Annotated in this window: 21 protein-coding genes; 7 read left to right on the plus strand and 14 right to left on the minus strand. The window is 71.3% G+C overall.

All coding sequences use genetic code 11. The annotated features are described in order from the left end of the window. Nucleotides 1-2 precede the first annotated feature (2 nt). The 4 genes from OG782_RS33980 to gndA form a co-directional block, all read right to left on the minus strand. Nucleotides 3-800: a family 1 encapsulin nanocompartment shell protein gene (locus OG782_RS33980; protein ID WP_406457667.1), complete on the minus strand. Its 798-nt coding sequence runs from the start codon at nt 798-800 to the stop codon at nt 3-5. Continuing rightward, the gene (locus OG782_RS33985) at nt 800-1,870 is read right to left on the minus strand and encodes a Dyp-type peroxidase (RefSeq protein ID WP_406457669.1); all 1,071 of its coding nucleotides are present in this window, start codon (nt 1,868-1,870) and stop codon (nt 800-802) included. Before OG782_RS33985 ends, OG782_RS33980 begins: the two co-directional genes overlap by 1 nt. Nucleotides 1,871-2,094: 224 nt before the next feature. Beyond that, complete coding sequence (locus OG782_RS33990) at nt 2,095-2,616, minus strand: DinB family protein (RefSeq protein ID WP_406459421.1); 522 nt, start codon at nt 2,614-2,616, stop codon at nt 2,095-2,097. A 401-nt stretch (nt 2,617-3,017) separates the two neighbouring features. Beyond that, on the minus strand, nt 3,018-4,457 hold the full coding sequence (gene gndA, locus OG782_RS33995; protein ID WP_406457671.1) for an NADP-dependent phosphogluconate dehydrogenase: 1,440 nt from the start codon (nt 4,455-4,457) through the stop codon (nt 3,018-3,020). Between the two features lie 651 nt (nt 4,458-5,108). Between gndA and OG782_RS34000 the strand changes: the two genes are divergently transcribed. After that, the gene (locus OG782_RS34000; RefSeq protein ID WP_406457673.1) at nt 5,109-5,702 is read left to right on the plus strand and encodes a TetR/AcrR family transcriptional regulator; all 594 of its coding nucleotides are present in this window, start codon (nt 5,109-5,111) and stop codon (nt 5,700-5,702) included. A 203-nt stretch (nt 5,703-5,905) separates the two neighbouring features. Here the strand turns inward: OG782_RS34000 and OG782_RS34005 are convergent, their stop codons facing one another. From OG782_RS34005 to OG782_RS34020, 4 genes are all read right to left on the minus strand, one after another. Further along, the gene (locus OG782_RS34005) at nt 5,906-7,267 is read right to left on the minus strand and encodes a GH1 family beta-glucosidase (RefSeq protein ID WP_406457675.1); all 1,362 of its coding nucleotides are present in this window, start codon (nt 7,265-7,267) and stop codon (nt 5,906-5,908) included. 20 nt (nt 7,268-7,287) lie between these two features. After that, the gene (locus OG782_RS34010; protein WP_406459423.1) at nt 7,288-8,127 is read right to left on the minus strand and encodes a carbohydrate ABC transporter permease; all 840 of its coding nucleotides are present in this window, start codon (nt 8,125-8,127) and stop codon (nt 7,288-7,290) included. Between the two features lie 67 nt (nt 8,128-8,194). Next, nucleotides 8,195-9,205: a carbohydrate ABC transporter permease gene (locus OG782_RS34015; protein WP_406457677.1), complete on the minus strand. Its 1,011-nt coding sequence runs from the start codon at nt 9,203-9,205 to the stop codon at nt 8,195-8,197. Between the two features lie 10 nt (nt 9,206-9,215). Beyond that, entirely contained in the window at nt 9,216-10,529 is a 1,314-nt protein-coding gene (locus OG782_RS34020) for an ABC transporter substrate-binding protein (protein ID WP_406457679.1), read from the minus strand. A gap of 145 nt (nt 10,530-10,674) precedes the next feature. Between OG782_RS34020 and OG782_RS34025 the strand changes: the two genes are divergently transcribed. Continuing rightward, a complete protein-coding gene (locus tag OG782_RS34025; protein WP_406457681.1) occupies nt 10,675-12,033 on the plus strand; it encodes an ROK family protein in 1,359 nt (452 codons plus the stop codon). Between the two features lie 48 nt (nt 12,034-12,081). Here the strand turns inward: OG782_RS34025 and OG782_RS34030 are convergent, their stop codons facing one another. From OG782_RS34030 to OG782_RS34040, 3 genes are all read right to left on the minus strand, one after another. Then, complete coding sequence (locus OG782_RS34030) at nt 12,082-12,645, minus strand: hypothetical protein (protein WP_406457683.1); 564 nt, start codon at nt 12,643-12,645, stop codon at nt 12,082-12,084. 97 nt (nt 12,646-12,742) lie between these two features. Then, a complete protein-coding gene (locus OG782_RS34035; protein ID WP_406457685.1) occupies nt 12,743-13,849 on the minus strand; it encodes a LacI family DNA-binding transcriptional regulator in 1,107 nt (368 codons plus the stop codon). 8 nt (nt 13,850-13,857) lie between these two features. After that, nucleotides 13,858-16,377 (minus strand): glycoside hydrolase family 3 C-terminal domain-containing protein, encoded by a 2,520-nt coding sequence (locus tag OG782_RS34040; protein ID WP_406457687.1) that lies wholly within the window; start codon nt 16,375-16,377, stop codon nt 13,858-13,860. Nucleotides 16,378-16,596: 219 nt separating this feature from the next. Between OG782_RS34040 and OG782_RS34045 the strand changes: the two genes are divergently transcribed. Continuing rightward, nucleotides 16,597-17,943, plus strand: coding sequence for a transglycosylase family protein (locus OG782_RS34045; RefSeq protein WP_406457689.1), 1,347 nt, complete (start codon nt 16,597-16,599; stop codon nt 17,941-17,943). Here OG782_RS34045 and OG782_RS34050 read toward each other — a convergent pair. Then, the gene (locus OG782_RS34050) at nt 17,913-19,226 is read right to left on the minus strand and encodes a DMT family transporter (protein WP_406457691.1); all 1,314 of its coding nucleotides are present in this window, start codon (nt 19,224-19,226) and stop codon (nt 17,913-17,915) included. The genes OG782_RS34045 and OG782_RS34050 overlap by 31 nt on opposite strands. Before the next feature lie 423 nt (nt 19,227-19,649). On the opposite strand from OG782_RS34050, the gene OG782_RS34055 reads away from it, so the two are divergent. From OG782_RS34055 to OG782_RS34070, 4 genes are all read left to right on the plus strand, one after another. Then, the gene (locus tag OG782_RS34055) at nt 19,650-20,057 is read left to right on the plus strand and encodes a YciI family protein (RefSeq protein WP_406459425.1); all 408 of its coding nucleotides are present in this window, start codon (nt 19,650-19,652) and stop codon (nt 20,055-20,057) included. A gap of 17 nt (nt 20,058-20,074) precedes the next feature. Then, the gene (locus OG782_RS34060) at nt 20,075-21,214 is read left to right on the plus strand and encodes an RNA polymerase sigma factor (protein WP_406459427.1); all 1,140 of its coding nucleotides are present in this window, start codon (nt 20,075-20,077) and stop codon (nt 21,212-21,214) included. 420 nt (nt 21,215-21,634) lie between these two features. Continuing rightward, nucleotides 21,635-22,276 (plus strand): GAP family protein, encoded by a 642-nt coding sequence (locus OG782_RS34065; protein ID WP_406457693.1) that lies wholly within the window; start codon nt 21,635-21,637, stop codon nt 22,274-22,276. Between the two features lie 161 nt (nt 22,277-22,437). Next, the gene (locus OG782_RS34070) at nt 22,438-24,801 is read left to right on the plus strand and encodes a GH92 family glycosyl hydrolase (protein ID WP_406457695.1); all 2,364 of its coding nucleotides are present in this window, start codon (nt 22,438-22,440) and stop codon (nt 24,799-24,801) included. 98 nt (nt 24,802-24,899) lie between these two features. On the opposite strand, the gene OG782_RS34075 is transcribed toward OG782_RS34070, so the two are convergent. Together OG782_RS34075 and OG782_RS34080 are read right to left on the minus strand one after the other, a co-directional pair. Continuing rightward, nucleotides 24,900-25,355: an ATP-binding protein gene (locus OG782_RS34075; protein ID WP_406459429.1), complete on the minus strand. Its 456-nt coding sequence runs from the start codon at nt 25,353-25,355 to the stop codon at nt 24,900-24,902. Nucleotides 25,356-25,533: 178 nt separating this feature from the next. Further along, nucleotides 25,534-26,436 (minus strand): RNA polymerase sigma factor SigF, encoded by a 903-nt coding sequence (locus tag OG782_RS34080; RefSeq protein WP_406457697.1) that lies wholly within the window; start codon nt 26,434-26,436, stop codon nt 25,534-25,536. Nucleotides 26,437-26,500 lie beyond the last annotated feature (64 nt).

The following is a 26,500-nucleotide window of genomic DNA, read 5'->3' on the forward strand; positions in this document are numbered from 1 at the left end:
GATCAGGCGATGATCGGGACCGCGGCCTCCGGCGTCAGCATCCGGAACGTGAACGACTGGTGGAAGTACAGCCGGATGTCCGTCGCGTCATGGTCCTGGTAGCCGATGGACAGGTCCTCGCCCAGGCACAGTTCGAAGTCGCCGCCCCGGGTGGACAGCAGCACCCCGCCCGCGACGGCAGGCGCCCACAGGATCTGGTCGTCCAGGAGCCGGCCCAGGTGCGTGGAGACCGGATACCCGTGGTCGGACGTCTCGGTCGCCTCCGTGAACGCGTCCGCTCCCAGCAGCAGCCGGTACGGTCCGTCGACACCGGCGAGCCGCAGCCGGGTCAGCGCCTGGCTGACCGTGGCCGGATAGTCGCGGGCGTCGGCCGGCAGAGGCAGCGGCGGGTGCGAGGAACCGTCCCGCAGACCGGCGATCCCGGCCGCGGCGTAACCGTCGATGATCGCCATGTCCTCGGCGAACGCACAGGTGCGGGCCGCGTCCTTGACGGGCTGCCAGTCGCTGTCGTCCGAACCGCGCACGACGTCGTCGACGGCCGCCCGGGTCACGGTGAACGGCACCCGCCACTCGATGACCGGCATCGATGTGCGGGCGCGGGCCAGCACATCGGGGGTGGGCGGATCGATGTCACGCAGATGGCCGTCCCCGACCGCAGCCAGCTGCGGTCCCTGCGGACCGCTGACATCGACGACGCGGCGGCCCGCGAGATGGCGGCTGAAGGTACGCCGGGCCTCCTCTTCGATCTGGTCCCAGGCGGCCTGGGTGACAGGGGCGAGTTCGCGGTGGAGGTTGTTCATCACTGGGCGCTTTCTTGCAGGCTGCCGATACGCAGCGAACCGTCCCCGGACACCGGCGGGGCCACGGCCCCGGCCACCGGCGCGGACGCCGGCTCCGGCCGGGACAGGGCCTCGGTGGAGGCGGGAGGCGGCGGCGGGGCGCCGAGGAAGTCGGCGCCGGGGGCGTGGAAGAGCGTGCCGGTGACCGCGGTCGAGAAGTCGAGGATGCGGTCGTGCGTGCCGGGCGGGCTGCCGAGGAACATGTTGCGGAGCATGCGCTCGGTGACGTCCGGGTCGGCGGCGTACCCGATGAAGTAGGTACCGAACTCGCCCTGGCCGAACCTGCCGAACGGCATGTTGGCGCGCAGGATGTCGCGCTCCGTGCCGTCCGGGTCGGTGATGGTGTTCAACGCGACATGCGAATCGGCGGGTTTGACGTCGTCGGCGAGCTCGATGTCGGTGAACTTGGTCCGCCCGATCACCCGTTCCTGCTCCTCGGTCGACAACGCGTTCCACGAGGTGAGGTCGTGCAGGTACTTCTGCACGATGACGTAGCTGCCGCCCGCGAAATCGGGGTCCTCGGCTCCCACCAGGGCCGCCGCCCGCGCGTCGTCGCCCACCGGGTTCTCGGTGCCGTCGACGAACCCGAGCAGATCCCGGTGGTCGAAGTAGCGGAACCCGTGCGTCTCGTCGACGACCTTGACCGCCCCGCCGAGCCGGTCCAGCAGCTGCGAGGCCCACTCCCAGCACACGTCCATCCGCTCGGCCCGGATGTGGAACAGCAGGTCGCCAGGGGTGGCGGGGGCGTGGTGGCGGGTGCCGTGCAGTTCCTGGAAGGGGTGGAGCGAGGCGGGCCGCGGGCCGGAGAACAGCCGGTCCCAGGCGTCGGAGCCGAATCCGGTCACACAGAACAGCCCGGCACGGGGAAAACGGAACCCGATGGAGCGGGCGAACGCCGCCAGATCCGGCAGGGCCGCGCGAACGGCGCTCTCGCCCCCGGGCTCGATCGTGGCGACGAGGAACAGGGCCGCGCTGGTCAGCGGCGCCACGACGGGCTGCGCCGCAGCCGCTTCTGCGGTGGTGTCGGGCATGCGGCGGCTCCCTGAGTGGCTCGGCGGTTCGGCGCGCTGGATCGCGGAACCCGCCGCGGGTGAGGGCGGGGCCCGCTGCCACTTACCCACACCGCGGGCCGCGCCGCACCCCGGGTCACCCGACCGGGCGACCCGGGATGCACCCGCTCCGGGCGGCGGCACAGGCCTCCGGCGCTCCTGCCGAACCGCCCTGCCCCGGGACCGTCACCGGCTCTCGCGTTCGGCTACTGACCCACGCGTCCGTCGATCCGCTCGCGCAGGAGGTCGGCGTGGCCGTTGTGCCGGGCGTACTCCTCGATCATGTGGACCAGCACGACGCGCAGCTCCACCGGTTCGTCCCCGCCCAGCGCCGTGACACCGAGATCGGGCGCCCCGGCCACGAACTCCTCCGCGAACGCGACCTCGGCCCGCCACCTTGCCCACGCCTCCTCGACCGCTTCCGGATCGGGCACCGCCCCGTTGAAGTCGGCGTCACGGTCAACGGCGGTGCGGTAGACGCGCTGCACGTCCTGGCCGGCCATCACACGACGGAACCAGTACAGCTCCACATCGGCGATGTGGCGCACCAGCCCCAGGAGCGACAGGGTGGACGGCTCCACGGAGCGCCGCGCCAGAGCGGCCGCGTCGAGACCCGAGCACTTCATCTCCAGCGTGAGGCGCTGGTCACGCAGGAACCCGACCAGCGTGTCCCGCTCGCCGCGGAAGCCACCCTCGGTGCGCGGTTCGTCGTCCGGATGGACGAACATGTTGTTCCACCCGAACTGCCGGGTGATGCGAATTCCCGAGCCGGAGTCCTGCTGGGAAGCGGTGGGATCAGTCATGCCCACGATCATGAACGGTCCGGGCCGGGAGACCAACAGCATTGTGCGGTACGGAGACCGGGGGGGCGAGACCCGTGACCTGGCCGAGAGACCGGGCGGGACAGCCACTTGAGTCTCCGGGGGAGGCGCCCAGGGGCCACCGGGTGAGCGTTTGACCGGACGGGCCCTGCCCGCCGCCCGCGCTGCGCAGCACCTGGAGGAGCGCCTCCCCGCGCTGCGCAGCACCTGGAGGAGCGCCTCCCCGCGCTGCGCAGCGCCTGGAGGAGCGCCTCAGGAAGCCCGGTGCCGGGTGACAGGACATCAGGAAGCCGGGACTGTCGTGCCGGTCAGCCTGTGACTTCGGTTCCGTCGCCGCCCCAGAGGGTGTGGAAGGTGCCCTCGCGGTCGGTGCGGTGATAGGTGTGTGCGCCGAAGTAGTCGCGCTGGCCCTGGGTGAGTGCGGCAGGGAGGCGTTCGGCGCGCAGGGAGTCGTAGTAGGCGAGGGTGGCGGCGAAGGCGGGGGTGGGGACGCCCTGGGTGACGGCGGTGGCGATCACTGCGCGCCAGTCGTCCTGTGCGGCGGCGATCTCTTCGGCGAAGCTCTTGTCGGAGAGAAGGCTCGGCATCCGGGGCTGGGCTTCGTAGGCGCTGGTGATGCGGTCGAGGAACGCGGCCCGGATGATGCATCCGCCGCGCCAGATCGCGGCGACCTTGCCGAGGTCGATGTCCCAGCCGTACTGCTCGCTGCCTGCCGCGATCTCGTGGAAGCCCTGGGTGTAGGCGACGATCTTCGAGGCGTACAGTGCCTGCTCGACCTGGTCGGCGAACGTCGCCGCCTCGTCCGCGCCGAGTTCCCGGGCGGTCGGTCCGACGAGGTGGCGTGAGGCGTCACGGATGGCGGCGTGACCGGAGACGGAGCGGGCGAACACGGCCTCGGCGATGCCGGATACGGGAACACCCAGGTCGAGCGCGATCTGCACGGTCCAGCGGCCGGTGCCCTTCTGCTCCGCCCGGTCGAGCACGACATCCACGAAGGGCTTACCGGTCGTGGCATCGACATGCGAGAGCACATCTGCGGTGATCTCGATGAGGTAGGAGTCCAGCCGCCCGGTGTTCCAGGAGCGGAAGATGTCCGCGATCCGTGCGGGGGAGTATCCGGCCACGTCGCGGAGGAGCTGGTAGGCCTCGCAGATGAGCTGCATGTCGGCGTACTCGATGCCGTTGTGGACCATTTTCACGAAGTGACCGGCACCGTCCGGCCCGATGTGGGTGGTGCAGGGTGCGCCGTCCTGCGCCCTCGCCGCGATCTTCTCCAGCATCGGCCCCAGTGACTCGTACGATTCGGCCGAACCGCCCGGCATGATGCTCGGCCCGTTCAGCGCGCCCTCCTCGCCGCCCGAGATGCCCGCGCCGACGAAGTGGATGCCGCGCTCGCGCAGTTCCTTCTCGCGGCGCCTGGTGTCCTCGAAGTGGGCGTTGCCGCCGTCGATGACGACATCGCCCTCGTCCAGCAGCGGGGCGAACTCCTGGATGACCGCGTCCGTCGGCTCGCCCGCCTTCACCATGACGACCAGGCGGCGCGGCCGTTCGAGTGCCGCGACGAACTCCTCAGGAGTGTGCGCGGCCACGAAGGAGCCCTCGTCACCGAACTCCGCGACCAGCGCGTCCGTCTTCGCGGTCGTGCGGTTGTGCACCGCGACCGTGTAGCCGTTGCGGGCGAAGTTGCGGGCCAGGTTGCGGCCCATCACCGCGAGTCCGGTGACGCCGATTTGCGCAGTGCCGCTCATCTGTCTGCTCCTGCAGTGTGTCGGGGAAGCCGGGGACCGGTCCGCGGGCCGGGGAGCCTGGGGGCCGGGAGCCGGGAGGCTGCGATGTCCAGTATGGATACGGGACGGGGGGACGGCCTGTTCAACGGCCGGACGGTACCCGACCCCTCTCGAACCGGGCTCGACCCGTCAGCGTCCGTCCGTCTGTTCGTCTGTTCGTCTGTTCCTGTGTCCACCCGGACCGTGCTCCGATTCCGAACGTCAACGGGTGCCCTCGGGGCCGTTGTTCACCGGCTCTTGACACTTCCGCAGCGGCGGCGCAACACTGACCATGCTTTGGAGAGCGCTCTCCCATTTGATCCGGGTCCGGGCCGCACCCCCGGAGTGGATCTCTCCGCGGTGCACCATCCGTTCCGCTCCGCGCCATCGAGGAGAGCGCTCTCCATCAGCTGTCCGCCTCCTCTCCGGTCACTCCCGTCAACGCTCCGTCCGCTCCCCTCCAGGACTGCCCGCGCCGTCCCCATCCCCGCTGTCGGCGCGGTGCACATGCCCGCGGTGGTCACGGCAATCCGTGACCACCGCGGGCTCGTGACGTTCATGGCCCGAGCCTGTGCCTGTGTATATTCGGAGAAAAGCTAAGGGGTCTAGGCAAGTACTTCGGTGGGGGTGGGGATGGTTCGCGCGGGGCTCACGTCCGACCGGGTCGTGGTGGCGGCGGCCGATCTGGCCGACTCGATCGGCTTCGGCAAGGTCACCATCTCCGCGCTGGCCCGTGGCTTCGGCGTCAAGGACGCCAGCCTCTACTCCCACGTCAGGAACTTGCAGGACCTGCGCACCCGGGTCGCGCTGCTGGCGGCGGGGGAGTTCATCGACCGGATCGAGGCGGCGGTGGCCGGCCGGGCGGGGAGGGACGCGCTGGTCGCGTTCGCCGATGCCTACCGGTCGTTCGCCCTGGAGTGCCCGGGCCGCTACGAGGCGACGCAGATGCGGGTCGACCCCGCCGTCGCCGCCGGAGCGCCCGCGTACCACCGGACCATCGAGACCACCTCGGCGATGCTGCGCGCCTATGGCCTGGCCGAACCCGACCTCACGGACGCGGTACGGCTGCTGCGCAGCACCTTCCACGGGTTCACCGCACTGGAGGCCGATGGCGGATTCGGTGCGCCGCGCTCCGTGCAGACGTCCTGGGAGCGTGCGGTCGAGGCTCTGCACTTCCTGCTCGCGAACTGGCCGTCGGCGACCGGCAGGGCCGGTCGCGACGCCTGATGCCGTAACGGCAAGCGGCAAGCGGCAAGCGGCAAGCGGCAGGCAACAAGAGGCAAGCAGCACGCCGCAAGCGACGGCCGGCGATCGGTTTGCGGCGACCACTCACAGCCCCGGGCGGCGCGAAACCTCCGGCGGCGGCGGCGGTGGTCCGCCGCGGCCGGAGGTCGCTTGGGGGCCTCGGGTCCTGACCGGAAGGCCAGGCGTCAGGCGGCCTTGCCGCGTGTGCGGGGCGCCGTCGCCTCGCCGATCAGCTCCGCGTACCGCCGGCCGCTGCTCTTGACCGTGCGGCGCTGCGTCGCGTAGTCGACGTGGACCAGGCCGAACCGCTTGTCGTAGCCGTACGCCCACTCGAAGTTGTCCAGCAGCGACCAGGCGAAGTAGCCGGCGAGCGGGGCGCCCTTGCGGACGGCGCGTGCGCAGGCGGCGAGGTGCTCCTCGAGGTACTGGGTCCGCTCCGGATCGTGCACCGAACCGTCGGCGAGGACGACGTCCTGGTAGGCCGAGCCGTTCTCGGTGACGTAGATCCGCTGGACGCCGTACTCCTCGGTCAGGCGCAGGAGCAGCTGCTCCAGCCCCTGTGCGTGGACCTCCCAGTCCATGTGGGTGTGGCGGGAGCCGGGGAGATAGACCTGCTTGGCGTGCGGGACGGGGCCCGTCGCGTCCGCCGTGACGACCTGGCGGAAGTAGTAGTTCACGCCCATCCAGTCGAGCGGCGCCGCGATGAGCTCCATGTCGCCGTCCTGGACCGGGAGTTCGACTCCGTACAGGTCGACCATGTCCTGCGGGTAGCCGCGACCGAGGATCGGGTCGAGCCACCAGCGGTTGATGTGCCCGTCTCCGCGCACGGCGGCGGCCCGGTCCGCCTCGCGGTCGGTGGCGGCCTCCACGGGGCTGAGGTTGTTGACGATGCCGACGCGGGCGTCCGGGGACGTGGCGCGGATCGCCTGAACGGCGAGGCCGTGGCCCAGGTGCAGGTGGTACGAGGCCCGGACGGCGGCGGTCAGGTCGGTGAGACCCGGCGCCATCGTGCCCTCGAGATGCCCGATCCAGGCCGAGCAGAGCGGCTCGTTGAGGGTCGCCCAGTCCTTCACCCGGTCGCCGAGCCGGTCCACGACGACCGAGGTGTACGCGGCGAAGTGCTCGGCGGTCTCCCGGACGGTCCAGCCGCCGCGGTCCTGGAGCGCCTGGGGAAGGTCCCAGTGGTAGAGCGTGGCGAACGGGGTGATCCCGGCGTCCAGGAGGCCGTCCACCAGCCGGTCGTAGAAGTCGAGTCCGGCTTCGTTGACCGGCCCGTCGCCGCCCGGGACGATCCGCGGCCAGGCGAGCGAGAAGCGGTACGCGCCCGCGCCCACCTCCTTGATCAGGGCGATGTCCTCCGGAACCCGGTGGTAGTGGTCGCAGGCCACATCGCCGGTGTCGCCGCCGGCCACCTTGCCCGGGGTGTGGGAGAAGGTGTCCCAGATCGAGGGGGCGCGGCCGTCCTCGGCCACGGCTCCCTCGATCTGGTACGCGGCTGTGGCGACGCCCCAGGTGAATCCGGCCGGGAGGGCGCTGAGGTCGGTCACTGACTTCCTTTCCGAAGCGGTCACTTGACGGCTCCCGCGGTGAGGCCGGCGACCAGGTAGCGCTGCAGGAGCAGGAAGCCGGCGACGATCGGCACGCTGACGACGAGCGAGGCGGCCATGACCTGGTTCCAGTACACGTCGTTCTGCGTGGCGTAGCCCTGGAGGCCGACGGCGAGCGTGCGGGTGGTGTCGTTGGTCATGACGGAGGCGAAGAGGACCTCGCCCCAGGCCGTCATGAACGCGTACACGGCGACGGCGACGATGCCCGGCACGGCGGCCGGCACGACGACCCGGAACAGGGCGCCGAGCGGTCCGCAGCCGTCGACCAGGGCGGCCTCGTCCAGGTCCTTCGGGATCGAGTCGAAGTACCCGATGAGCATCCAGATGGAGAACGGCAGCGAGAACGTCAGATACGTGAGGATCAGTCCGCCGCGCGAGCCGTACAGGGCGATGCCCGTGCTGTTCCCGATGTTGACGAAGATCAGGAACAGGGGGAGCAGGAAGAGGATGCCCGGGAACATCTGGGTGGAGAGCACGGTGACGGTGAAGACGCGCTTGCCGCGGAACTTGTAGCGGCTGACGGCGTAGGCGGAGAACACCGCGATGATCACCGAGAGCACCGTCGCCGTACCCGCCACGACCAGCGAGTTGACGAAGTACCGGGCGAGCGGGACGGTCTCCCAGATGTCGAAGTACGGCTGGACGGTCAGCCCGGACGGGATCCAGTGGAACTTCCCCGACACGTCCTGGAGCGGTTTGAGCGAGCTGCTGACCATCACATAGACGGGCAGCAGGGCGAAGGCGGCCAGGAAGGTCAGGATGACGCGCCGGGTCCAGAGGAAGGACTGCGGCGCGGCCATCGGGGACCGGGACCGGGACCGGGACCGCGATCCCGCCGTTGTCTTCAGTGCGGCCGGCTGGGCATGGCTAGGCATCTGCACCCTTCCTTCCGCGTGAGGTGATGAGCAGGTAGAGGGCCGTCACGACCAGGAGGAACAGCAGCAGGAGTACGGACATCGCGGATCCGGTGCCGAAGTTCCAGGTGACGAACGACGACTGGTAGATGTGGATCGAGATGAGGTCCGCGCTCTCCGGCGCCGCCTTGCCGAACAGCACGTACGGGGTGTTGAAGTCGTTGAACGTCCACAGGAACAGGACGAGCACGAGGACCTGGTTGACCGGGCGCAGCGACGGCAGTGTGATCTTGCGGATCTGCTGCCAGATGCCGGCCCCGTCGATCGACGCGGCCTCGTACAGCTCGCGCGGGATGTTCTGGAGTCCGGCCATCACGATGAGGAAGGCGAAGGGCCAGCCCTTCCAGACCGAGACGACGATCAGTGCGTAGATGCTGTTGTCGCCGATCAGCCAGAACGAGGGCTGGTCGGTGAGGCCGAGCTGGTCGTGGAGCACGTGGTTGACCAGGCCGTTGTCCCGCTGGAACATGAACGCCCAGGTGATGACGGCCGCGTAGACCGGCAGGGCGTACGGGACGAGGAAGACCGCCCTCAGGAAGCCGCGGCCGCGGAAGTTCTCCTGCAGCATGATCGCCGCCGCGACACCGAACAGCCAGGACAGGCCGACGGCGAAGAACGTGAAGACGCAGGTGACGAAGAACGAGTGGAGCAGTGCCTCGCCGATGGGGGCGTTGACGTCGACGGCTATCTTGTAGTTGTCGAAGCCGGTCCAGGGCGCCCCGCCCCAGTTGTTGATGTAGAACTGCGTGAGCTGGCGGAAGCTCATCACGATTCCGATGACCATCGGAATCACATGGACGAGTAGTTCGAGCAGAACGGCCGGCAGGAGCAGGAGATAGGGCAGTCCGCCCTGGCGGATCCGGTCGGGGACGCGCGGCAGTCTCCTGCGCGCACCCCCATCGCCCCGGCTCGTCACCCTGTCCGACTTGTCCGTCCGGCTGTCGGTGTTCACGGTGGCGGTCATGAGGGGTGCCTTACTGCTGCATCGTCTGCTGGGCCTTTTCGAGGCGCGCCTTGACGGATTCGGTGGTCACGGGGCGTCCAGCTGCGGCGTCGGCCCACAGCTCCTTGACCGCGGTGCCGACGGCCGTCTCGAACTGGGACTCGTTGGGGACCTGCGGCAGCGGGGCCGCGCTCTTGGCCAGGGTGTCGCGCAGGACGGCGAGGTCGGGCGCCGAGAACGCGGCGTCGGCCTGGGCGGTCTTGACCGGCGGGATGGACCCGTAGGTCTTGTTGAGCAGCTTCTGCTCGGCGTCGCTCGTCATGAACTTCACGAACTTCTTGGCGCCGTCGATGTTCTTGGTGTTCTTGAACACGGCCATGTTGATGCCGGCGACCATGGAGTTGACGTTCTTGCCCTGACCGGGAGTGCCGGAGGCGACGGGCACGGGAGCGGCGCCCCAGTCCTCGGGCTTCATGCCCTGGGAGGCGAAGGTGGAGGCGGCGGCCTGCCACAGCACCATCGCGGTCTTGCCCTTGGCGAAGTCCGTCAGGGACTGGTTCTGGGCGTACTCCGCGTTCCCCGGCGCGATGATCTTGTCCTTGGCCATGAGGTCGATGTACTGCTTCACGGCCGCCACGGCGCCGTCGGAGGTGAAGGTCGGCTTTCCGGCGGCGTCGAAGAAGTCCGCGCCGTGCTGCTGGCCCAGGACGAAGGTCTGGTGGATGTTGTTGGAGAGGTTGGCGCCCTCGGCGCCCAGCCCCCACTTGCCGTCCTTGGAGAGCTTCTTGCCGTCCTCGACCAGCTCGTCCCAGGTGGCCGGGGGCTTGTCGATGCCGGCGTCGGCGAAGCTCTTCTTGTTGTAGTAGAGGGCGTACGCGAGCGAGTAGAGCGGCACCGCGGAGGGGTCCTTGCCCTCCGCGCCGGCCGAGGCGACCGCCGAGTCGACGAAGCGGTCCCGTCCGCCGATCGCGTCGAAGTTCGCCTTGTCCCAGGGGAGCAGCGCGCCCGTCGCCTGGAGCGAGGCCGACCAGGTGTTGCCGATGTTGAGGACGTCCGGGCCCTGACCGGACGTGGTGGCCGCGAGGATCCGGTTGAGCAGGTCGGCCCAGGGCACGACCTCGAGCTTGACCTTGATGCCGGTCTGGTCCTCGAACTTCTTCAGCTCGGGGGTCAGGATCTTCTTGTCGGCCTCGATGCTGGGGCCCTGGTTGGAGGCCCAGTACGTGAGGGTCTTCGGCGAATCGTTGCTGCCGCCCTTGGCGGACGTTCCGCCTCCGCAGCCGGTGACTCCGGCGGCGATGGAGATGGCGAGGGTGACTGCTGCTGCGGCTCTGATGGTGCGCATGCGGGATGGCCCCTTTCCGGGGAGGAAGGCCGCGTTCGAGAACCGAACGACCTTCAGGGCTTAATTTATGACGTGATTTAAGAGGTGAGAGAAGGTCGCGTCAAGTCCCGCGGTCGCGGTATGTTGCGGGAAGGGAAGGAGCCACATGGCTGAGCGCAACAGACGGACCGTGCGTGACCTGCGACGGGGCAACCGGGCGAGGGTATTGCAACGGTTGTATTTCGACGGCCCGCTGAGCCGCCAGGAGCTCGGTCCCGCGACGGGGCTGAGTTCAGGTTCCATCAGCAACGTCGTCGCGGAGCTGGCCGCGGAGGGCCTCCTGGAGGAGGCCGGTGTCGTCGACTCCGACGGCGGCCGTCCCCGTACGCTGCTCCGCGTCGCTCCGGGCGGCGGTCTCCTCATCGGCATCGACATCGGCGAGACCCGGATCAGGGTCGAGCTCTTCGACCTCGCCCTCACCGAACTCGCCCGCACCGAACGGCTGCTGGCCCAGCACGGCTACGACGTCAGCCGCATCGTCGGCCACGTCCGCAGCGGGATCGCCGATGTGCTGCGGGACGCCGGCGCCGATCCGCGCCGACTGCTCGGCATCGGGATCGGGGTCCCCGGCATCATCGAGCGCGACGCCCCGGAAGGGGTGATCGGCGACGTGGGCTCGGTCGTGCACGGCCAGACGATCGGCTGGAGCGCCGTCCCCTTCGAGCAGCTCCTCCGGGACGCCGTGCGGGTCCCGACGGAAGTCCCGTTCTTCATCGACAACGGCGCCAAGACGCTCGGCCAGGCCGAGATGTGGTTCGGGGGCGGACGCGGTGCGGGGGCCTCGGCCATCGCGCTCATCGGCTCCGGCGTCGGCGCCTGCGTCAACCACGGCGACCTCCTCGACGAGGACCGCAGCAGCCAGGCCCTCGAATGGGGGCACAGCACCGTGCAGCTGCGCGGCCGCCGCTGCCGGTGCGGCTCGATCGGCTGCCTGGAGGCGTACGCGGGCGCCGAGGCGATGCGTGAGCGCTGGCACGAGGCAGGGGGCCCGCTGCCCGCCGACGCCGACGACGAGACGGCCCTGGCCGCGCTGCTGGCCGCCGCCTATCCCGGTCCCGGCGGCGAACCCGACCCGCTGGCCGTCTCGCTGCTCGACGAGACCGCCGAGTGCCTGGGCGCCGCGCTGGGCGACCTGATCAACCTGTTCCTGCCCGAACGCATCCTGCTCGGCGGATGGGCCGGCCTGCTGATCGGCCCGCACCTGCTGCCCGACATCCGCCGGTACGCACAGGAGTACGCGCTCCGGCACGCCGCTGCCCGTACGACGATCGAGATGGGCCGTCTCGGCCCCGACGCGGTCACCGTCGGCGCCGCCACACTGCCGCTGGCGGACTTCCTGGCCAGGGGCGGCAGCCGCCCGTCCCCCGACCCGCAGCCCACCGCCCCGCAGCCGGGATTCCGGACCGCCGCGGACGCGGTACGGAGCCGGGAGCGCGCGCGGACGACGTCGGACGCGGCGGGGTGATGGCGGGGCAGCGCAACGCCCACGGGGCGGTGGGGCCGGCTTCTCAGATCACGACGAGGACGACGCGCGGGCGGCGGGGCGCCACGCGGCCGGCCACGTCACGTCCCGGGCGACGGCCCCCGGCACGCCGAGGCCGGCCCGGGCGCGTTCCACGTAGCGGCTTCGAGCCTCGCGGAACTCCATATAGGCCTGATCCCAGTTCTGTTCGACTTCTGTGGTGACACCCCGGGCCAGGCACTCCAGCCGCCACAGACAGTGGTCCAGCGTCTTGGAGGCGGTGTTCGCCTCGGTGTCACCGAGCAGCCCGAGTGTCTCCGAGAGGGCGGAGCGGCGGGACTCCAGCTCGCCGAGCTCCCTGAGCACGTCGGGCGTCGGTTCGAGCCGCACCGGCCCCGACGTCAGACCCCGGGCGGAGGCGATCATGTGATAGCGGGCCGCCAGTTCCTTCACGGAATGGGCGTACTCCGCGTAGGCGGTCAGGCGGTGCTCGTCCCACCGCACGGACTGTGCTCTGCGCCACCTCGCGCGTTCGTTCAGACTGCTCACCAGGTACGACATGAGCGCTCCGAGAGCGACGCCCGCGAGGGGAAGTATCCGGTCGGTCAGACTCACAGGGGACCCCGATCAAGTGGCACAGTGACCGCCCGATCCTTTCGGCAGTGGCCGGGCGGCACAACACCCCCTGGCGTCCGAGCGGCGTGATGCCCGTTTACGCCGAGTCCCGCACCACCAGCGCAGGCTCGAAGATCACCGACGTCGCCGCCCCGTCCGGCTTCGACAGCCGCTCGATCAGCAGCCGGGCCATTTCCGCCGCCATCGCCTCGACCGGCTGGCGGACCGTGGTCAGCGGCGGGCGGCAGGCGGACGCCGCGCTGCTGTCGTCGAAGCCGATCACCGCGACGTCCTCGGGCACCCGCCTGCCGTGTTCCCGCAGGACATGGCAGGCGCCCATCGCCATCAGGTCGTTGGCGGCGAACACCGCGTCCAGATCGGGATGCTCGGCCAGCAGCCGCTCCATCGCGGCCTCGCCGCTCTCCTGGGTGAACTGGCCCTCGGCGATCGGGATGTACGGATGCCCGCTGCGCGCCATCGTGTCGCGGAAACCGGCCAGCCTCTCCTGCCCGGCCGGTACGTTGAGCGGGCCCGCGATGGTCGCGATCCGCCGGCAGCCCCGGGCCAGCAGATGCTCGGCGGCCAGCCGCGCACCGTCCTGGTGAGCGAGGTCGACATAACTGATCCGGACCGGCCGGGCAGGGCGTGCGTACAGCACGGCCGGCAGCCCGGCGTCCGTCAGCATGCCGGGCAGCGGGTCCTCCGCGTGCGTCGAGACGACCAGGGCGCCGTCGGCGCTGCCCTGGCGCAGGAACGAGACCACGTCCTCGCGGGCCCGTGACGTCTCGGCGAACATCAGGACCGGGTGCATGCCGCGCGGCCGCAGGTAGTTGACCACCCCGGTCACCACCCGGCCGAAGAACGGGTCGGTGAAGACCTGCGCGGTGAAGGAGGAACCGTTCTCGAAGTCGGCCGCCGCCGCGTCGGCGCCGCCCGCCCGCGTACCGTCGTCCGGTTCGGACTCGACACCCGCGCCCGACACCACCAGCGCGATGGCGTCGGTGCGCCGGGTCACCAGGGAGCGTGCCGCGCGGTTGGGTGCGTAGCCGGTGAGGTCGACCGCGCGGCGCACGGCCTCCTGGATCACCGGGTCGACATTTCGTACGCCGTTGATCACCCGGGAGACGGTGGCGCGGGAAACACCGGCCGCCCTCGCCACGTCCTCAAGGGTGGGTGTACCGGCCGATCGCAGATCATCCGTCATGAGCGCATTTATAGCATCAGCGGAGAGCGCTCTCCATTGTGATCCGAACCGTTGTCGGCGCCCGTGTCCGCAGGGGTGTGCGGGACGACCGCCGTCACCGTCGCGCCGAGCGGGAGATCGCCCGCCGAACGCCCGCCCAGCAGCGCGAACTCACCCGCCTCCGTCTCCCACCCGTGCCGCGCGAGCGACCAGTGCGCAAGGGCTCGCCCGGCCACCCGGACCACCGCGACCACGCTCTCCCCGGGATCCGCCTCGACCGCCGCGTACCCGATCAGCCGGCGTACCGGCCGCTCGACCGAGGACGCGCTCCTCGTCGCATAGACCTGGACGACTTCGCGGCCGCGCCGTCGCCCCGAGTTGCGTACCCGGACGCGTACGTCGAAGGCTTCCCCGGCCCGGACCGCCGCCGGGGCCGTCAGTTCCTCGTAGGCCCAGCTCGTGTAGCCCAGGCCGTGCCCGAACCAGTAGGCCGGTGCGGTCCCGGAGCGCAGCCAGGCCGCATAGCCGATGTGCAGCCCCTCCTCGTAGTGCAGCCGCCCGTCGGGGGCGGGGGTGGTGCCGAGCACGGGTACGTCGTCCTGGGCGGCGCCCCAGGTGGTGGGCAGCCGGCCACCCGGCTCGGCCCGGCCGAACAGGACGTCCGCCAGCCCGTCTCCGGCCTCCTGGCCGGGGAACCAGGTCAGCAGCACCGCGGGCACCCGGTTGTGCCAGGGCAGCGCGACCGGGCCGCCCGCGTTCACCGCGACCACGGTGCGCGGATTGGCCCGCACCACGGCCCGTACGAGCGCCTCCTGCCCGTCCGGCAGGTCGAGGTCCTCGCGGTCGTGACCCTCCGACTCGCTCTGCTCGGTCGTGCCCACGACCACCACCGCGACGTCTGCCGACCGCGCGGCGGCCACGGCACCGGCGAGTGCGCCGGCCGCGTCACCGGCAGGCGGCGCGGCGGCGAGGACCGTCGCCACACCCGATCCGGGGGTGAGCGAGCGCCGCGCCACGGCTTCCACCTCCTGGCCCGCGGTCAGTTCGGCCTTCGCGGGGTGCAGGGGCGGGGCGACGTGGACGCGGGTCGGATCGTCGCTGTCCAGCGGGAACGTGCCGGACAGCACCTCCTGGCCGCCGATGGACAGGGTGATGGCACCCCAGCCCCCCACGGCCCAGGTCCACACCCCGCCCACGGCGGGCCGGAACAGGGCCCGGATCTCCACGGACGCGGTGCCTTCCGGCACCACGGAGGGTTCCACGATCCGCCCGGACAGCCGGTGCTCCGCGTGGAGTTCGGCCCCGTTCGCGTCCAGCAGCCTTACGAGCACGCCCGGTTCGCCGTTGCGGGGATCGCGCGAGGTGTCGCGGCCCAGCGGCCGGGGCCGGCCGGCCGCCGGCAGGCCCGGTTGGTAGGTCACCGTCGCCGCCCCCGCGAGTGCCTCCTCGATCCCGGCCAGCGGGGTGACCACCGAATCGGGGAACACCTCCGCGCTGCCCCCGCCCTGAATGCGGACCGCGGTGGCGTGCGGGCCGATGACCGCGACCGAGCCCAGGGCGGCCGGGTCCAGCGGCAGCAGGCCGCCTTCGTTGCGGAGCAGTACCGAACCGGCGGAGACGGCCCGGCGCAGCAGTGCCCGCTGTGCGTCGGGAGCCACCACGGGCCGCCACACCGGCCGGGGCGATCCCAGCGCACCCACCCGGCCCGCGAGTCGCAGCAGCCGTCGCACCTTGTCGTCGACAGCCTCCATGGACACCAGCCCCTGCTCGACGGCGGCGAGCAGTCCGGTCGCCCAGGGGCCGTCCGGGCCCGGCATCGCCAGATCCTGCGCGGAGCGCGCGGTGTCCAGGAGGGTGCGCACGCCGCCCCAGTCGGAGACCACGGGGCCCTCGAACCCCCAGCCGTCCTTCAGTGGGCGTTCCAGCAGTGCGGAGGCGGACATGGTGATGCCGTCCACCTTGTTGTAAGCGGACATGACGGCCCACACCCCGGCCCCCACCGCCGCCTCGAAGGGCGCGAGATAGACCTCGTGGAGGGTCTGTTCATCCATGCGGACATCGACGTTCAGCCGGTCCGTCTCGGCGTCGTTGGCGACGAAGTGCTTGGCGGTGGCCGCGACCCCGCCCGACTGGATGCCCTTGATGAGCGCGGCTCCGGTCCGCCCGGTGAGCAGCGGGTCCTCGGAGAAGCACTCGAAGTGCCGGCCGCCCAGCGGTGACCGGTGCAGATTGAGGGTGGGGGCGAGGAGTACGTCGACCCCCTTGCGCCGCGCCTCCGCGGCGAGCAGCGTGCCGAGATCCGTCAGGAGCCGCTCGTCCCAGGAGGCGGCCAGCGCCGTCGGGGAGGGCAGGACGAGCGAGGTCTCCCGTTCGTCCCAGGTCTCCCCGCGTACACCGGCCGGCCCGTCGGAGAGCGTGAGGGGGCGCAGCCCGGCCGCAGGTTCCTCGTAGGTGCGCCAGGTGCTCGCGCCGGTCAGCAGACGCACCTTCTGTGCTGCGTCGAGCTTCTCCAGCAGCGGATCGATCTCTTCGTCCGTCATGACGGTCATGCCCCTTCGAACCTCGCGCCCGCAACGATCGGAGAGCGCTCTCCCGATCTGTCGGGCCCAGCGTCGCTGGCCGACGCCGACCGTGTCAATGGGCAGCGGTCGCGCGGGCGCGGGGCGTGGACGCGGGGCCGGACTCGGCCGTGCTCTTGTCATCGCCCTTTGTCTGCACATAAGTTGACCGCTTGCGACGTGTCCTACAGTCAGTGGGGGAGCCAAGTCATGGCCGCGAACGGACGGCACCGCAGATATCAGCCGAGCCGCATCAACCGTGCCTCGCTGACGGTCACGGCGGGCGGTGCGGGCCTTGCGCTCCCGCTCCTCGCCGCCGCATCGGCAGGGGCTGCGTCAGCGGATGTCTGGGACAAGGTCGCCGCGTGCGAGTCCACCAGTAACTGGCACATCAACAGCGGCAACGGCTACTTCGGCGGGCTGCAGTTCACCCGGTCGACCTGGGCGGCGTACGGCGGCACGGTCTACGCGCCGCGGGCCGACCTGGCGACCAGGGACCAGCAGATCGCCATCGCGGAGAAGGTTCTGGAGGGGCAGGGGCCGGGCGCCTGGCCGGACTGCTCCGGGAAGGCGGGACTGACGCGGGGCGGTGACACGCCCGACGTCAGCCCGCAGACCGAGCGGACGACCCGGGTCGGGACGCCGAAGAAGGCCGACGGCCGGTCCACCGCGGCGAAGCCGGCCTCGGCGCCCGCCACACCGACGACGGTGCCGGGCAAGCGGGACTCGTACACCGTGACGCCGGGCGACTCGCTCTCCGGGATCGCCGCCGAGCGGCACCTCGACGGCGGCTGGCAGCGGCTCTACGCGGCCAACCGCAAGGTCGTCGGCGACGACCCCGACCTGATCTTCCCCGGCCAGCGCCTCAGCTTCGAGCGGGCCGGGACCCCGGGGACGGCCGCCAGGACCGCCCCGAAGCCGGCTGCGAAGCCCGCCGCCCGGCCGAAGGCCCCGGCCGAGCCGAAGCGGGCGGACCGGCCCGAGCATCAGCAGGCGGCCCAGCCGAAGCAGCAGGCACCGGCGAAACAGACACCGCAGCCGAAGAAGCAGCAGACCGAGCACACGAAGCCGCAGCCCAAGAAGCAGCAATCCCAGCACACGAAGCCGCAGCCCAAGAAGACGGAGCACCACAGCACCGAGCGGGCCGAGAAGCACTCCGGACTCACCGCCCCGATCGCTGCCCGTACCGGCACGCCCTACCACCAGGCAGGTTCCTGGTCCAGCGGCTATCACACGGGCGTCGACTTCCCCGTGCCCACCGGCACTTCGGTGAAGGCGATGGCGTCCGGCACGGTCGTCTCGGCGGGCTGGGCGGGGCCGTACGGATACCAGATCGTCATCCGCCACGGCGACGGCAAGTTCAGCCAGTACGCGCATCTGTCGTCGCTGCTCGTGCGCGGCGGACAGCACGTCACCGGGGGCCAGCGCATCGCCCGCTCCGGCGCCACCGGGAACGTCACGGGGCCGCATCTGCACTTCGAGGTCCGTACCGGCCCCGACTACGGCTCCGACATCGACCCGCTGGCCTACCTGAGGGCGGGCGGCGTCAAGGTCTGAACCGTGCCGCCGTCACCGGCCTCCTCGGCCGGTGCGACGGTGGCGGCGACAGAGACGGCCGAGCCGGTGGACCCCGCGGACGACCCGCTCCGTCGTGCGATGCCGGTGTGCGGCCGGGGGCCGGGGCCGAACTCCACCCGGAGCGCCGGCGGCTTGCGTACGGGCAACTGCAGAGCTGCCGGAATCGTTTCCGCGGCCGTCAGCGACGGCGTCGGACTCGCGGGCTCGGGAAGGGCCACCACGGCGGGTGTCGCCCGGACCGGCTGCGGCGGGGTGCCCGCCGGGTCCTGCGATCCGGCGGGCCCGGCGAAATCCCCGGCATCCTCGCCGGAGGCGAGCAGGGCCTCAGGGGCCGCGGGCGCGGTGGCGGCCGGCGTCGACCCGCCCGCACGGCCCCGGACCGGCGCCGCTTCGTCCGCGCCGGCTGTGCGCTGTCCCTCGCGGCGCTCCGCGCCCATCCGTTCCGTGGTCAGCATGATCAGCCCGCCGGCCGCGACCGCTCCGCAGGCGAGAGCGAGGACCGTGCCCAGGGTGCCGTGCCGGAACTGTTCACCGAACAGCGTGATGCCGACCGCGGCCGCCACCACCGGATTCACCACGGTGACCGTGGCGAGGGGGGCCGTCAGACCCGCGCCCCGGTAGGCGGCCTGGGACAGCAGCAGACCGGACCCCGCGAGAGCCGCGATCACCAGCAGGGTCGGCAGGCCCGACCCCACGGAACCCGAGGTCCACTCCATGGCCACGGTCTTCGTGAACACCGAGGCGATACCGAACGCGACACCGGCCGCCCCGGCGAGCACCACACTCCGCATCACCGGCCGGTGCATCGCCCGGGAGAGCAGGATGAGCGCCGCCACCGCACCGAAGGTGACGACGGCGAGCATCAGCTGCTGCGGCCCGCCCAGGGTGCGCGCGTCGGAGCTGCCGGTCAGGGCGAGCAGCCCGGCCAGACCCACGGTCGCCATGACCGCGCCGCGCCAGGCCGTGGCCCCGGCCCTGCGGCGTACGAAGAGGGCGGCCATCGGCAGGGCGAAGACGATGGTCAGCGCGCCCAGCGGCTGCACGAGGCTGAGCGGACCGTATGCCAGTGCCACCACGTGCAGGACGGCACCCACGCCGTTCAGCGCCACCGCGGCCCACCAGACCCGGTTGCGCAGCGGTGCGAGTGAGCGGCCGTCGGAGGCCGTGGCCACGCGCTCCTGGACGATCGCCCCGGCCGCGTAGGCGACCGCGGAGACCAGGGACAGCAGGACGGACAGCGCGAGGGAACTCATGTACACCACGATCTCCCTTCAAAGCCGCCGCGTCGTCGTCCCTGAGACGGCGATCCGGCGTACTGCTTTGGTAGTACGGGAGTGGTCCGGGAGTCCTCCTCCCGACGGTAGTCCTCCCCGTGGCCGGCGTCAGAACGATCATCCCGTACGGGTACGGTGCTCCGCGAGCCGTGGCGCTTCAGGTGCATGCGGCGTCACAGTGGGTGGCCGACGGAGCTGAGGACCACCATGACTCAGGGGTCCTGCCCGAGCCGATCCGCCGCGCTCTCGCCCTCGCGCCATGCTGTGGACCCGGACGCCGCGGGACGGCTCACCCGGGCTCATCCACGAGAGCCGGGAAGAAGTCCGGACGGCGATGTCGAGAACCCGTGACCGGCTCCGTCCCAGGAATGAACGCGACCACAATGGGTCGCACCAGCGAGGAGGAACATGATGGCCAAGTACCTGCTGCTCAAGCACTACCGCGGCGCCCCGGCCGCCGTCAACGACGTGCCGATGGACCAGTGGACGCCGGAGGAGATCTCGGCCCATATGCAGTACATGAACGACTTCGCGGCCCGGCTCGAGAAGTCCGGCGAGTTCGTCGACAGCCGGGCGCTGGCACCCGAGGGAACGTTCGTCCGGTACGACGGTCCGGGGCGCCCGCCGGTCACCGACGGGCCGTTCGCCGAGACCAAGGACGTGATCGCCGGCTGGATGGCCATCGACGTCGACAGTTACGAGCGCGCCGTCGAGCTGGCCGGGGAACTGTCGGCCGCCCCCGGTGCGGGCGGGAAGCCGATCCACGAGTGGCTGGAGCTGCGCCCGTTCCTGGGTGTGCACCCCACCGTCACGGAGTGACCTCCCAGGTGAACCGGATGGACACGGCCCTGCTGAGGAGCCTCACACCGAGCGTGCTCGCCGTCCTCGTCCGCCGCGGAGCCGACTTCGCGGCGGCCGAGGACGCCGTGCAGGACGCGCTCGTCGAGGCGGTCCGCGTCTGGCCGGCCGACCCTCCGCGGGATGCCAAGGGCTGGCTGGTCACCGTGGCCTGGCGCCGGTTCCTCGACGCGACGCGGGCGGAGGCGGCTCGCCGCCGGCGTGAGGACCTCGTCGACGAGGAGCCGTCGCCCGTGCCCGCGTCCGCGGTGGACGACACGCTCCAGCTCTACTTCCTGTGCGCCCACCCGTCGCTGACGCCGTCGTCCGCCGTCGCGCTCACGCTGCGCGCGGTCGGCGGGCTGACCACCCGCCAGATCGCCCAGGCCTACCTGGTGCCGGAGGCGACCATGGCGCAGCGGATCAGCCGGGCCAAGCGCACCGTCTCCGACGTGCGGTTCGACCGGCCCGGCGATGTCGCCACCGTGCTGCGCGTCCTCTACCTGGTCTTCAACGAGGGCTACTCCGGCGAGGTCGACCTCGCCGCCGAGGCCATCCGGCTCACCCGGCAGCTCGTGGCCGCAGTCGACCACCCCGAGGCTGCGGGGCTGCTCGCCCTCACGCTGCTCCACCACGCACGGCGCGCCGCCCGGACCGCACCCGACGGCAGCCTCGTACCGCTCGCCGAGCAGGACCGCGGCAGCTGGGACACACGGCTGATCGCCGAGGGAGTCGCGATCCTCCAGGCGGCCCTCGCCCGCGACCGGCTGGGAGAGTTCCAGGCCCAGGCCGCCATCGCGGCGCTCCACGCCGACGCGCCCACCGCCGGGGAGACCGACTGGGCGCAGATCGTCGAGTGGTACGACGAGCTCACGCGCCTGACCGACAGCCCGGTCGTCCGGCTCAACCGCGCCGTCGCCGTCGGCGAGGCCGACGGACCGCGCGCCGGCCTGGCGGCGCTCACGGCGCTGGACGCCTCGCTGCCCCGTTACGCCGCGGTGTCGGCGTACCTCCACGAGCGCGACGGCGACCTGGTGGCGGCGGCACGGCTGTACGCCGAAGCGGCCCACAAGGCGCCCAACCTCGCCGAGCGCGACCACCTGACGCGCCAGGCCGCCCGTCTCAACGCCCGCCGATGACGCTGACGGGCCGCGCCCGGTTTCTCCCGAGTCCCGGGCGCGCCTCGTTCGTACCCGGGGGCGTTCGGCAGCGGACGGGCCAGTTGCCGGGCTGTGCGCGGCAGAGGGCTGATCAGTCGCCGGAGTGGGGACGGACGCGGATGAGTCCGGTCGCCGGGCTCGCGCGGCAGAGCCCTTCGAGTCCCTCCCGACCGGTTCGGCACGAATGGCGGCGTCCGGGCGGCGTCCGGGCGGCGAACGGGTTACGAAGTCGACGGAGAACGGTTCATTCCCGCGACGAGGAGCCCGGACATGCAGCAGCCCACCGTGAGGACCACCGGCGCCGCTCTCCGCGCCCGCGCCGGGTGCCGACGCCGGCCGGGCGGGGGCGCCGGGCCGACGTCGGCCGTACGCCCGGTCCGGGGCGAGTGAGCGCCACGCATGGTTCTTGACCTCGTCATCATCGCCGTGGCCATCACCATGGGGCCCCTGCACAACAGCGCGTTCATCCTGCTGCTCTCCGCGCCCCGGGGCGTGCGGAAGGGGCTGGCGTTCATCCTGGCCTGGCTCGGCTGTCTGGTCCTGGTGCTCGCCGCGGTGACTCTGCTGACCGGAGGCAAGCCGCCCGCGCCCAGGAGCGCGCCCTCCACGCTTGCGCTGGCACTCAAACTGGTGCTGGGTCTCGGGATGGTGGTCTACGCGGAGCGCAAGAGGCGGCGGGCCGCCCGGCCGCGCCGGACCCCCAAGTGGCTGGGGAGGCTGGACAGCGCCTCCGGCTGGACGGCCGCCGGACTGGGCGTCATTCTGCAGCCCTGGGGGCTGGTCGCGGCGGGCGCTGCCACGGTCGTCCAGGCGCACCTGTCCTCCCTCGGCTCGTACGTGGCCCTGATGGTCTTCTGTCTGCTGGCCACCTTCGGACTGCTGGTCATGGAGCTCTACGCGACCTTCCGGCCCGCGGAGGCCCGGGCGGGACTTGCCGCGCTGCGCGAGTGGACCGAGGGCCACCAGGACCAGGTGATCGTGACGTTGTCCCTGCTGGTCGGAGTGTGGCTGGTCGCCAAGAGCCTCTACCAGCTCGTCTGACCCGCGGCCCGCCCGCCACCTCCCCGGGCATGCCGAAAGGCGCAGCTCCGGTCGGCCCCGCATCGGGCGGGCCGGAGCGGCACCGTCCGACCCCTTGACGCGGATCAGCGGGGAACCAAGAATGATCGCGCTCTGACAACGTTGTCCGAAGGAGTATCCCCATGCACCGGACCCCACGGCCGCGACTGCGCGGCCCGGCGGCCGCACTCGCCGCCGCCGCGCTCCTGGGCGGTGTCCTCACCACCGGGGCCACGGCCCAGGCCGCGCCCCGGACCGACGGCCGGCTGACCGACCTGGTCAACCCGTTCATCGGCACCCAGAACGAGGGCAACACCTATCCCGGCGCTTCCGTGCCCTTCGGCATGGTGCAGCTCTCCCCGGACACCGGCCACAACACCGGCTACGACTACGGCGAGAACCACATCCGCGGGTTCTCCTCGGTCCACCTCTCCGGTGTCGGCTGCGGACTGGGCGGCGACCTGCCGACCCTGCCCACCACGGGTGACGTCACCGAGACCGACTACGCGAAGTACGCGGCGGAGTTCAGCCACGACGACGAGAAGGCGAGCCCCGGCTACTACAAGGTCGGGCTCAGGACCGGCATCGACGCCGAACTGACCGCGACGCAGCGCACCGGGGTGCAGCGCTACACCTTCCCGGCCACCGACAAGGCCAACGTCCTGCTCAACGCGGGCCAGTCGCTGCACAGGACGCTCTCGTCCGAGGTCGAGATCCTCGACAACCGGACCGTGCGGACCGCGATCAAGGGCAGTGGCTTCTGCCAGGACACCAAGGCGTACACGGTCTACACCGTCACCCGTTTCGACCGGCCGTTCACCACGTCCGGTACCTGGAACGGCGCCACCGTCACCGAGGGTTCGAAGAAGTCCTCGGCCACCGACGCCCGCAACGGTGCCTGGCTGCGCTTCGACACCACCGAGGACCGCACCGTCGAGGCGACGACGGCCCTGAGCTACGTCGACGCCGAGGGCGCCGCGCTCAACCTCCGCGCCGAGGGCGGCCGCAGCTTCGACCGTGTCGAGCGCGCCGCACAGCGCAGCTGGGAGAAGCGCCTCGAAGGCGTGAAGGCCCAGGGCGGCAGCGACGAACTCCGCCGCACCTTCTACTCCTCGCTCTACCGGTCCTTCCTCGCGCCCAACGTCGGCAGCGACGTGGACGGCCGCTACACCGGCTGGGACCAGAAGACCCACCGCGCTGTCGATTCGCACGGGACTTTCACCTACTACCAGAACTGGTCGCTCTGGGACACCTACCGCACCCAGGCCCAGCTCCTCTCGCTGCTCGCCCCGCGCGAGTCCCGCGACATGGCGATATCCGTCCTGCGGATCGACGCGGAGAGCGGCTGGCTGCCCAAGTGGGGCTACGGCACGGTCGAGACGAACATCATGACCGGTGACCCGGTCACCCCCTTCCTCACCAACGCCTACCAGCAGGGGCTGCTGAAGGGGTACGAGGAGCAGGCGTACCGCGCCCTGAAGAAGAACGCCGACGGTGTGCCGGCCACGGACTTCGCACCGGTCGGCCGCGAAGCCAACGTCGAGTACCTGAAGGGCGGCTTCGCCCCGTACATCAAGAACCGTCCGCACGCCAAGCCCGGTGACTCGGACTACGACCACGGCGCCTCCGCCACCCTGGAGTACGCCCTGTCCGACGGCATGCTCGCCGAGATGGCCCGTGACCTCGGGCATGACGACGACGCCGCCCGCTACGACGCGCGCGCCCAGAACTACCGGAGGATCTTCGACCCCTCGACCGGCTTCTTCCGCGCCCGCGACGCCTCCGGCGCCTTCACCGGCCCCGCCGACCCGGCGCAGAGCGAGGGCTTCCACGAGGGCACGTCCTGGCAGTACCAGTGGATGGTGCCGCAGGACATCCCCGGCATGGTCGGCCTGATCGGCGGCAAGGACGCCGCCAACGAGCGGCTCGACTCCTTCTTCGCGTACGACAAGCTCCTCGCCGACCCGGCGAAGACCGCGCGCGAGGTGTGGGTGAACGGCCCGTACGCGTACTACAACGCCGACAAGTACAACCCGCAGAACGAGCCCGACCTCATCGCCCCGTACACCTACCTCTCCACCGGCCAGCCGTGGAAGACGACCGATGTGGTCCACGCGGCCCTGACGCTCTTCACCAACGGCCCGACCGGCATGACGGGCAACGACGACCTCGGCACCATGTCCGCCTGGATGGTGCTCTCCGCGATCGGTGTCTTCCCGGTCCAGCCGGGCACCGACACCTGGGGCCTGTCCACGCCCGCGTTCGAGCGCGTCGACATCAAGCTCGACCGCCGGTACTACCCGCGCGGCGCGCTCACCGTCAGCGCCCCCGGCGCCTCCGACGCCGACCGCTACATCCAGTCGGCCCGGCTCGACGGTGCGCGGCAGTCGCGTACCTACCTGACCACGGACGACATCCGTTCGGCCCGCTCGCTCACCTTCACCGTGGGCGACGAGCCGTCCGGCTGGGGCACCTCGCCCGAGGACGCCCCGCCGGCTCTGGGCTGAGCCGACGGCCGGTGACACGCCGAGCGCCCTTCCCCCCCGTCCGACGGGGGAAGGGCGCTCGGGCCTGTCGTGTCACGGTCCCGGGCGGAACGGCAGGGTCAGCTGCTGAGCGTGAACTCGGCCCGGATGCGCTTGCCGACCGGGACGCGTTCGGCCGTCAGGCTGTCGCACAGGGCCACCACGATCTCCATGCCGTGGCCGCCCGGGCGGGTGGGATCGGGGGAGTAGAAGACCGGGAGCGCGCTGCTGCTGTCGTACACCGTGACGCTGATCCGCTCCGCGGTGCCCTCCAGCTCCAGCAGGTAGGGGCCGTGGCTGTAGCGGTCGGCGTTGGTGACCAGCTCGCTCACGGCCAGCATCAGATCGGTGCGGGTGCGGGGGCCGAGCACAGCGGTCCACTCGGACACGAGCCGGGCCAGGAAGCGGTCGGCCAGCGCCCGTGCCTGAGAGATGCACCCCGGTTCGCCTGCGAACACCTCGGCGCTGTGCAGTGCCTCCGTGGGCGGGCAGCTCCGACCGGAGTCGTCCGGCCGGGAGATGGCCTGTTCGTTCATGTGCTCCAGCCAGGGCGCAGCGGGGAGGCCGTGGGCCTCTTTCTCGCTGATCGTGTACCCGCGTCGGGACATCCCACTCCCGGGTGTTGTCAGCAGATATTACGCGCGCGGGCGCAGCCGCACCACGGCCATGGAGGAGTACTCGGTCCGGGGGCCGGAAGCCCGTTCGCGTCAGGTCTCAGGCCTCGACGGACATGCCCGCACGCAGCCGCTTCACGATGCGCGCGAGCAGCCGGGAGACATGCATCTGCGAGATGCCGAGCTCGGCACCGATCTCGGACTGCGTCATCTCCTGGCCGAAGCGCATGCGGACGATCCGGCGCTCGCGGTCGTCCAGCTGCTCCAGCAGCGGAGCCAGCGTGTGCAGGTTCTCGACCGTCTCCATCCCGGGATCGGTCTCGCCGATCACGTCGGCGTACGACCGCTGGTCGTTGCCGGAATCGGTCTCCGCGGAAGGCGTGTCCAGCGAACCGGCCGAGTAGCCGTTGGCCGCGACGAGACCCTCGATGATCTCTTCCTCGGGCAGGCCGAGATGTGCGGCGAGTTCCCTGACCGTGGGGTCCCGGTCGAGCTCGGCCGAGAGCAGCTCCTTCGCCTTCGCGAGGTCGACACGCAGCTCCTGGAGCCGCCGGGGGACGTGAACCGCCCAGGTCGTGTCCCGGAAGAAGCGCTTGATCTCGCCGACGATGTAGGGGACCGCGAAGGTGGCGAACTCGACATCGCGCGAGAGGTCGAACCGGTCGATGGCCTTGATCAGGCCGACGGTGCCCACCTGGATGATGTCCTCGGTGTCGTCGCCGCCGCGGTTGCGGAACCGCGAGGCGGCGTACCGCACGAGCGAGAGATTCATCTCGATGAGGGTGTTGCGCGCGTACTGGTACTCGTGCGTGCCTTCCTCGAGGTCCTGGAGCCGGTCGAGGAAGAGCTTCGACAGCGCACGTGCGTCCTTCGGTGCGACCTCTCCGGTGTTCTCGATCCACGGCAGCTCCGGGGACGCCGCGCCTGCGGGCGCGCTGTCCCGCCCGGAAAGCGTGTCCGCGTCGCACAGGGCTCTGCGGTTCTGCTCCGTCGTGGTCGCCATGATGTCGCCCCTCCTTGTTGCCAAGTGCGTCAGGGCTCGTCTGCCCCGCCCGGACGAGTTCATG

Origin of the sequence: Streptomyces sp. NBC_00876 (genome assembly GCF_045207435.1) — a bacterium.
Lineage (GTDB): Bacteria > Actinomycetota > Actinomycetes > Streptomycetales > Streptomycetaceae > Streptomyces.